The following is a 7,498-nucleotide window of genomic DNA, read 5'->3' as shown; positions in this document are numbered from 1 at the left end:
ATGCATGTGTCGGCCCTGGCCCGCCCGGCGACCTGGGGCTTTTTCGCCCTGCCGCTGGGCCAGGCCCTGGCCTGGTACTGGTACTTCCCGTTCTTCGCCTGCCTGCTGGCGCTGTGGTGGCTGCTCGATGTGCTGGCGCCGGGGCGCCCGGGCCGCAACCTGGCGCTGTCGGCCTTGTTCTGTGTGGCGCCCTACGCAGCGGGCTGGTCCCATTGGCCGCTGTATGTGGTGCTCTTCCCTTCGGGCGCGCTGGCCGCCACCCTGCTCATGCTGCGCAAGCCGCCCGGCGCCCGCCTGTGGTGGCTGGCAATCGCGCTGGGCTGGTTCCTGGCCGGATTTGCGCTGGTGCTGTACCCGCCCTGGCAGATCACCGTGGCCACGCTGTATGCCGTGGTGCTGGCCGCTTGGCTGGCCGACAACCGCCGGCAGCTTGCCTGGGGCCGGCGCACGCCGCTGGCGTTTGCGCTGGCAGCCGGGCTCATGGCGGCCCTGCTCTACTTCTGGTGGGCCGACGCTCGCGAGGCCATCGCGGCCATGCGCAGCACGGTCTATCCCGGCCAGCGCGCCGCGCTGCGCGGTGGCGACCTGTCTCCCCTGATGCTGCTGCGTGGCTTCGGCAATGCCGATACCTTGTCCAACCTGCAGCACAGCGTCTTCAATGAAAGCGAGTTCGGCTCGTACATCCTGCTGCTGCTGGCCATCTGGTTCCTGGGCCTGCGGCACCTGCGCATGCAAGGGCCGCACCGCTGGATGATGGCGGCCTGCGCGGGCTTCACGGTGTTCGCGGTGGTGTTCGCCATCTGGGGCATACCGCTGGCCTTGTCCAGGGCGATGTTCTGGCACTACGTGTCCTCGTCCCGCATCGACCTCGCGCTGGCCCTGGCCTGCCTGCTGGTGCTGGCCTGCCTGCCCTCCTGGCAGGAGGGCGCCCGAACCCTGGCCGCCCCGGCGCCACCACAGCGGCGTACCGCTGCGGTGGTACTGGGCCTGCTCAGCGCCGCAGTGGCGGCGCTGGCCATGGCGGGCGTTCCGGAGGAGTACCATCCCCACCTGAGCGCCACCTTGCTGGCCAGCATGGCCGTGGCCGTCGGACTGATGGCGTACTGGCTGGTGCAGGGCAAGGTGGCGCATTCCATCGTCCTGACCGCCGTGGTGTACGTGGCTGCCACGGTTGATTTCAATCCCGTGGGCCTGGGCCCTTCACACGTGGCGTTGAACGAGGCGGTGCAACGCCATGTCATGGGCCCTCCCGGCTCCGATGGCAAGGCCCGGCCAAGGCGCGTGCTGGCACTGTTCCCCAGCACCTCCAATGCCATGACGCTGGCAGCTGCCGGCGTGCCCATGGTGAACGGGGTGTTCTACTACCCCCAGCCCAGTGTCTGGCGCGGCATGCACCTGCCAGCGCAGGACCAGGACACGGTAAACCGCTACCAGCACCTGAGCTTTGTGCAGGAAGTCATGCCGCCCCCGGCCAGCTACCGCGTGGTGAACCCCACGCCCGACAGCGTGCGCGTGCTGGTCGATCCGCGGCGTTTCGACTTTGCCCAGGCCGGCGCCCAGGTGGTGATGGCCAGCGAGCTGGTCCAGGAACTGGGCGAGAACCCGCGCCTGCGCCTGCTGGGCCGGCATGAAGGCTGGGCCTGGTACGAGGTGGCTGCGGCCGCTCCGTAGATAGTTGCCTACAGGGTTTGCCCGGTATCGGCGACAATAGCGGGCTGTCCGGCCCGCACCCTGCGGCCGGGCTGCGGGGTGCAGCGGTATTGCCGCCATGCCATGGGGCCCGCCAAGCTGCGCTGGCACGGGACCCGCAGATTGGGTGGCGAAGGTCCCCGCCGCCTGACACCCCCTTCAAGGATCACCCGATCCCCAACCTGGTTTACCTGGGCCTTGTGCTGCACGATGCGGCCATGGCGCCGTGATTGAGTACTGAATGATCAACCTGAAGAACATCGTCCTGCGCCGTGGCACCAAGGTGCTGCTCGACAGCGTCTCCGTGACCCTGAACCCGGGCGAGAAGGTCGGCCTGGTGGGCCGCAATGGTGCCGGCAAGTCCACGCTGTTCGCGCTGCTCAACGGCAGCCTGCACGAGGACGGCGGCGACTTTTCGATCCCGCGCCAATGGCGCATGGCACAGGTCGCGCAGAACATGCCCGAGACCGACGAGACGGCCACCGCCTTCGTGCTCGCCGGCGACACGCGCCTGGCCGAGCTGCATGCCGAGCTGGCACGGCTGGAGCAGAGCGATACGGCCCACGACGATGCCGACCATGGCATGGCCATCGCCCAGGTGTACACCGACCTGGCCGACGCTGGCGACCACGATGCCGTGCCGCGTGCCCAGGCGCTGATCCTGGGCCTGGGCTTCCAGGCGCACGAGCTGGAGCGCCCGGTGAACAGCTTCTCGGGCGGCTGGCGCATGCGCCTGCAGCTGGCGCGCGCGCTGATGTGCCCGTCGGACCTGCTGCTGCTCGACGAACCCACCAACCACCTGGACCTGGACGCCCTGGTCTGGCTCGAAGCCTGGCTCAAGAAGTACGCCGGCACCATGATCGTGATCAGCCATGACCGCGAATTCCTGGACGCCGTCACCAACGTCACGCTGCAGATCGACAGCGCCAAGCTCACCCGCTACGGCGGCAACTACAGCAAGTTCGAAGAGCTGCGCGCCCAGCAGATGGAGCTGCAGCAGGCGGCGTTTGCCAAGCAGCAGGACAAGATCGCCCACCTGCAGAAGTTCATCGACCGCTTCAAGGCCAAGGCCAGCAAGGCCAAGCAGGCGCAAAGCCGGGTCAAGGCCCTGGAGCGCATGGAAAAGGTGGCACCCCTGTTGGCCGAGGCCGAGTTCACCTTCGAGTTCAAGGAGCCCGTGAACCTGCCCAACCCGATGCTGGCGATCAGCGACGCGGCCTTTGGCTACACGACGGATGAAGAGGTCAAGACCATCCTCACCGGCGTGAGCAAGTCGGTGCTGGCCGGCCAGCGCATCGGCATCCTGGGTGCCAACGGCCAGGGCAAGTCCACGCTGGTCAAGACCATCGCGCGCGAGATGGCGCCCATTGCGGGCACCGTGACCGAGGGCAAGGGCCTTTCCATCGGCTACTTCGCCCAGCAGGAGCTGGACGTGCTGCGCCCGGGCGAGAACCCGCTGGAGCACATGATCCGCCTGGCGCGGGAGATGGGCGCCAATGCCCGCGAGCCCTCGCGCGAGCAGGACCTGCGCAGCTACCTGGGCAGCTTCAACTTCAGCGGCGACATGGTCAAGCAGGCCGTGGGCACCATGAGCGGCGGGGAAAAGGCGCGCCTGGTGCTGGCCATGATGGTCTGGCAGCGCCCCAACCTGCTGCTGCTGGACGAGCCGACCAACCACCTGGACCTGGCCACGCGCGAGGCGCTGTCCATGGCGCTCAACGAGTTCGAAGGCACCGTGATGCTGGTCAGCCACGACCGGGCCCTGCTGCGCGCCGTGTGCGACGAGTTCTGGCTGGTGGGCCGGGGCGTGGTCGGCCCGTTCGACGGCGACCTGGACGACTACCAGCGCTACCTGCTCGACGAGGCCAAGCGCCTGCGCGAATACTCGCGCCAGGCCGAGGCAGCGGCCATGAAGGCGGCAGCTGCCACACCGGCTGCCGTGGCAGCGGCACCGGCGCCCGCACCAGCGGCCCCTGCACCCAGCCCCGCCAAGGCACCGCCACCTGCTGCCGCCACGGGCGGCCGCGACCAGCGCAAGCTCGACGCCCAAAGCCGCCAGCAGTTGGCGGAAAAGACCCGCCCCTTGAAAAAGGAGCTCGAACAGATCGACAAGCGGCTGGCCGCCCTGTCATCCGAGCGGGCAGACCTTGAGCACAAGCTCACCGAGGCCCTTCCCCCCGCCGAGATCGCCGAGTGCGGCCGCCGGCTCAAGGCCGGCCACGACGAGACGGCGCAGCTCGAAGAACGCTGGCTGGAAATTTCATCGGCGCTCGAAGAAATTTCGGCCACTGCCGGCGCCTAAGTTGTAAAACCCTGTAATTCATCACCCCTGTTTCCAGGTCTTACATATTGCCCAGCTTGCATGAATTGCTATATTTTTTGCAGCAATCCGGTCCTGGAAATTTTTTGATTTTGGGTTGCATTTTTTTGCGAAACGCTGTCAACCGGGTGGCGAGCGGGTGCGTTGTTGGTACATCACAGGAGTTTTCCAACATGAACACCACCGCAATCTTGTCCGCCTGGCCCGAAGACGAACGCGACCGCAAGCGCGCACCGGCCCGCTTCTGAAGGTGTGGCAGCCCCTGGGTTCCGCCCGGGCCGCCCCTTCTTTTCACCGTTCACCCCCCTCCGACAGGAAAGCCCCGCCCCAGCGGGGTTTTTTGCGTCCCGCGCAGTGCGCCGCCGCCTTGACTGCGCCTGCACTGCCCCAGGGTAGCCCGCCTCCTCCCCCAGCTTCGCCCTCTTCTTGCGCCGGTCCATGCCGCCGGTAGCCTGACCGCGCCCCATACAGCCGTCTTCCCTGACCAGTGGACACCTTGTCAAGCGCCTGGCGGTGCCAGTGGACAAGGCGGAGAACGCCCGTTTGCCCCAGGCGCCCAACAATCCATGCATTGCCTGCCCGGTGCACACGCCCTCTCGCATCGAGGCAGAAGGCGGCCGGCGAGTCCCTCGCCGGTGACCGGGATACAACCAATGGAAAGGAAGACCTCTTGCGGATGGACTACTTGAGCCCGGCCAACCCGGCGCGTACCCGGCAATCCTTGCGCTTGGCATGCGCCAGCCTGGTGCTGGTGGCCCTGGGCGCCCTCACGCCGTCTGAAGCCGGCGCACAGACGCGCTACACCTGCCGCGACGACAATGGCAACCAGTACACCACGTGGCGCGCTTGCCCCCAGGGGATGAAAACCACCTCGGTATCGGCCGGCCCCACGGTGAGCGAGTACCGCAGCAGCGAACGCGCGCCCAGCCGCTCGGTCCCCTCCTCGCCCGCACCGGACCACCAGCAGTACATGAGCGAACGCTGCCGTACACTGAGCGATACCCTGCGCACGGCCTACTCCCGGAACATCAAGGCCGACGTGCAAAGCGGCATGCGCCGCGAGTTTGAGCGCGATTGCCGCGAGGAGGAAAGCGATGCCGCATCCCGCCTCCACAAGGAGCAACGCGAGGCACGCCAGCAGCGGCGCGAGGAAGACCGCCAGCAGCAGATGGCGCAGCAGGCCTCGGAGGCCGAAGAGGCGCGCCGCGGCCAGCAGTGTGCCGAATCGCGCCGCATCCTGCACCTCAAGAAGGCGCGCACAGACCTGACCGAAGGCGAGCGCAGCGACCTCAAGCGTTTCGAGGACGCGTACCTGGCGCGCTGCGCGCGCTGATGGCCGCTGGCGTCCCCTCCCCGGCTGGCACCGAGGATATCCGTTGTTCGGAAACGCTTTTTTTGACGTTTGTTACGCTGAAACGCTAGAATCAGGGTTTTCCCTATGGTTGCGCTATCCGTGCGATCAGGGCCTTGGCCACCACGGGCACCCCGTGGCAGCGCCTTTTACTTCGATCCATCGTCTCCTTCCATGCAACGTCGCCAGTTCACCCAGTCCCTTCTTGCCACCGCTGCGGGCCTCTCGCTCACGCCCTCCACCTGGGCCGGCCCCCAGGATCCCATCGACGCCAAGGTGGTCACCATCGGCTGCTCCCTGGGCCTGACGGGCCCTCTGGCCAGCCTGGGCAAGGAGCTCAAACAAGGGCTGGATGCGGGCATTGCCCAGGCCAACGCTCGCAGCGGCGGCACGCATGGCCGCGAACTGCGCCTGCTGGCGCTCGACGATGGCTACGAGCCCGCCCGTTCGGAAGAGAACGTGCGCAAGCTGATTGCCGATGGCAATGTGGCCGCGCTGCTGTCGTGCATGGGCACGCCCAACAACCAGCGCATCATGCCGCTGGTCGATGAAGCACAGATCCCCTACGTGGCCCCGCAGAGCGGCGCCTCCTCGCTGCGCAAGCCCGAGTACCGCTCGGTCTTCCATGTGCGCGCCGGCTACTCCGATGAAGCCCAGCGCCTGGCCAAGAAACTCGTGGCCATGGGCATCACCGACCTGGCCGTGGTTTACCAGGACACGGTGTTCGGACGCGAATTCCTGGCCGATGTGAACAGCGCCCTCAAGAGCGTCAACCAACCCGCCCCCAAGGCCTTCAAGCTCGACGCCAAGGGCGAGCAGGTGGCCCAGGTGGTGCAGCAGACCCTCGGCGCCAAACCCATGACGGTGCTGCTGGGCACGGCCGGCGACGTGAGTGCCGCGCTCGTCAACGAGTTCCGCAAAGTTTCGGCCAGCACGCCCCTGGCTGCCACCAGCGTCGCCTTCAGCGGCGAAAACATCCGCCAGCTCGGCGCCAAAGCCGGTGGCCTGGCGGTGTCCAGGGTCCTGCCCGATGCCACCCGCACCAGCGTGGCCCGGGTGCGCGAGTACCAGCGCGCCATGCGCGCCGTGAACCAGCAGGAGTTTTCCTCGCGCAGCTTCGAAGGCTATGTGAATGCCCGCGTGCTGATCGACGGCCTGGACCGCGCTGGCAAAGACCTCAGCCGCGCCAAGCTGCGCTCGGCCCTGGCCGGCATGCGCAGCAACGACATGGGCGGCTTCCTGGTGGACTTCGCGGGCGGAGCGCCCTATGTGGGGTCGAAGTTCATCGACCTGGGCATCATGGGCTCCAATGGCCGATTCGTTGGCTGAGGCTGAATAAAGCTCTTGTGGCGTCGTTGCTGCGCCTTGTCATACCAAAAGTAGCCCTGGCCAGAACCGCTGCGCTGAGCTTTCTCCAGACCTCGAAACTCTCGTTGGCTCCAGAAAACAAAAAACCCGCCGAGGCGGGTTTTTTGTTGCGCGTTAGACGCAATCTGCCGCGGCATCAGCCCATGTGCAGGCCGCCGTTGACCGAGAAATCGGCGCCGGTGGCGTAGCCGCCCTCTTCCGAAGCCAGCCAGGCGATGATGGAGGCGATTTCGCTGGGTTCGCCCAGGCGCTTGACGGGCACGGTGGCGACGATCTTTTCCAGCACGTCGGGGCGGATGGCCTTGACCATGTCGGTGCCGATGTAGCCCGGGCTCACGGTGTTCACCGTCACGCCCTTGGTGGCCAGCTCCTGCGCCAGGGCCATCGAGAAGCCGTGCATGCCGGCCTTGGCGGCCGAGTAGTTGGTCTGGCCGGCCTGGCCCTTTTCGCCGTTCACGCTGCTGATGTTGACGATGCGGCCCCAGCCCTTTTCCACCATATCGGCCACCACCTGCTTGGTGACGTTGAACATGCTGTTCAGGTTGGTCTCGATCACGGCGTCCCAGTCCTCGCGGGACATCTTGAGGAACATGCGGTCGCGCGTGATGCCGGCGTTGTTCACCAGCACGTCGATGCTGCCGTGCTCGGCCTTGGATTTGGTGAAGGCTTCGACCGTGGAATCCCAGTCGCCCACATTGCCCACGGACGCGTAGAAGGTATAGCCCAGTGCCTTTTGTTCCGCCAGCCACTTGGCGTGGTCGCGGGTCGGG

General features: G+C 66.8%; 4 protein-coding genes and 1 pseudogene. 4 read left to right on the top strand and 1 reads right to left on the bottom strand.

Translation table 11 applies throughout. From position 1 onward, the window contains the following. The 4 genes and pseudogenes from ACK59X_RS30155 to ACK59X_RS30140 all read left to right on the top strand — a co-directional run. Positions 1-1,671, top strand: a pseudogene (locus ACK59X_RS30155) (hypothetical protein); the annotation flags it as partial. 259 nt (positions 1,672-1,930) lie between these two features. Continuing rightward, positions 1,931-3,991, top strand: coding sequence for an ABC-F family ATP-binding cassette domain-containing protein (locus ACK59X_RS30150; RefSeq protein ID WP_409962422.1), 2,061 nt, complete (start codon positions 1,931-1,933; stop codon positions 3,989-3,991). Between the two features lie 694 nt (positions 3,992-4,685). Continuing rightward, entirely contained in the window at positions 4,686-5,342 is a 657-nt protein-coding gene (locus ACK59X_RS30145; protein ID WP_409962420.1) for a hypothetical protein, read from the top strand. Between the two features lie 192 nt (positions 5,343-5,534). Then, positions 5,535-6,689 (top strand): ABC transporter substrate-binding protein, encoded by a 1,155-nt coding sequence (locus ACK59X_RS30140; protein ID WP_409962418.1) that lies wholly within the window; start codon positions 5,535-5,537, stop codon positions 6,687-6,689. Positions 6,690-6,864: 175 nt separating this feature from the next. Here ACK59X_RS30140 and phbB read toward each other — a convergent pair. After that, positions 6,865-7,498 (bottom strand): acetoacetyl-CoA reductase (gene phbB, locus ACK59X_RS30135; protein ID WP_409962416.1); only part of this gene is annotated, 634 nt, incomplete at its 5' end.

The organism is Acidovorax sp. (assembly GCF_046339755.1).
Lineage (GTDB): Bacteria > Pseudomonadota > Gammaproteobacteria > Burkholderiales > Burkholderiaceae_C > Acidovorax.
This window is presented reverse-complemented; position numbering and strand designations above follow the sequence as displayed.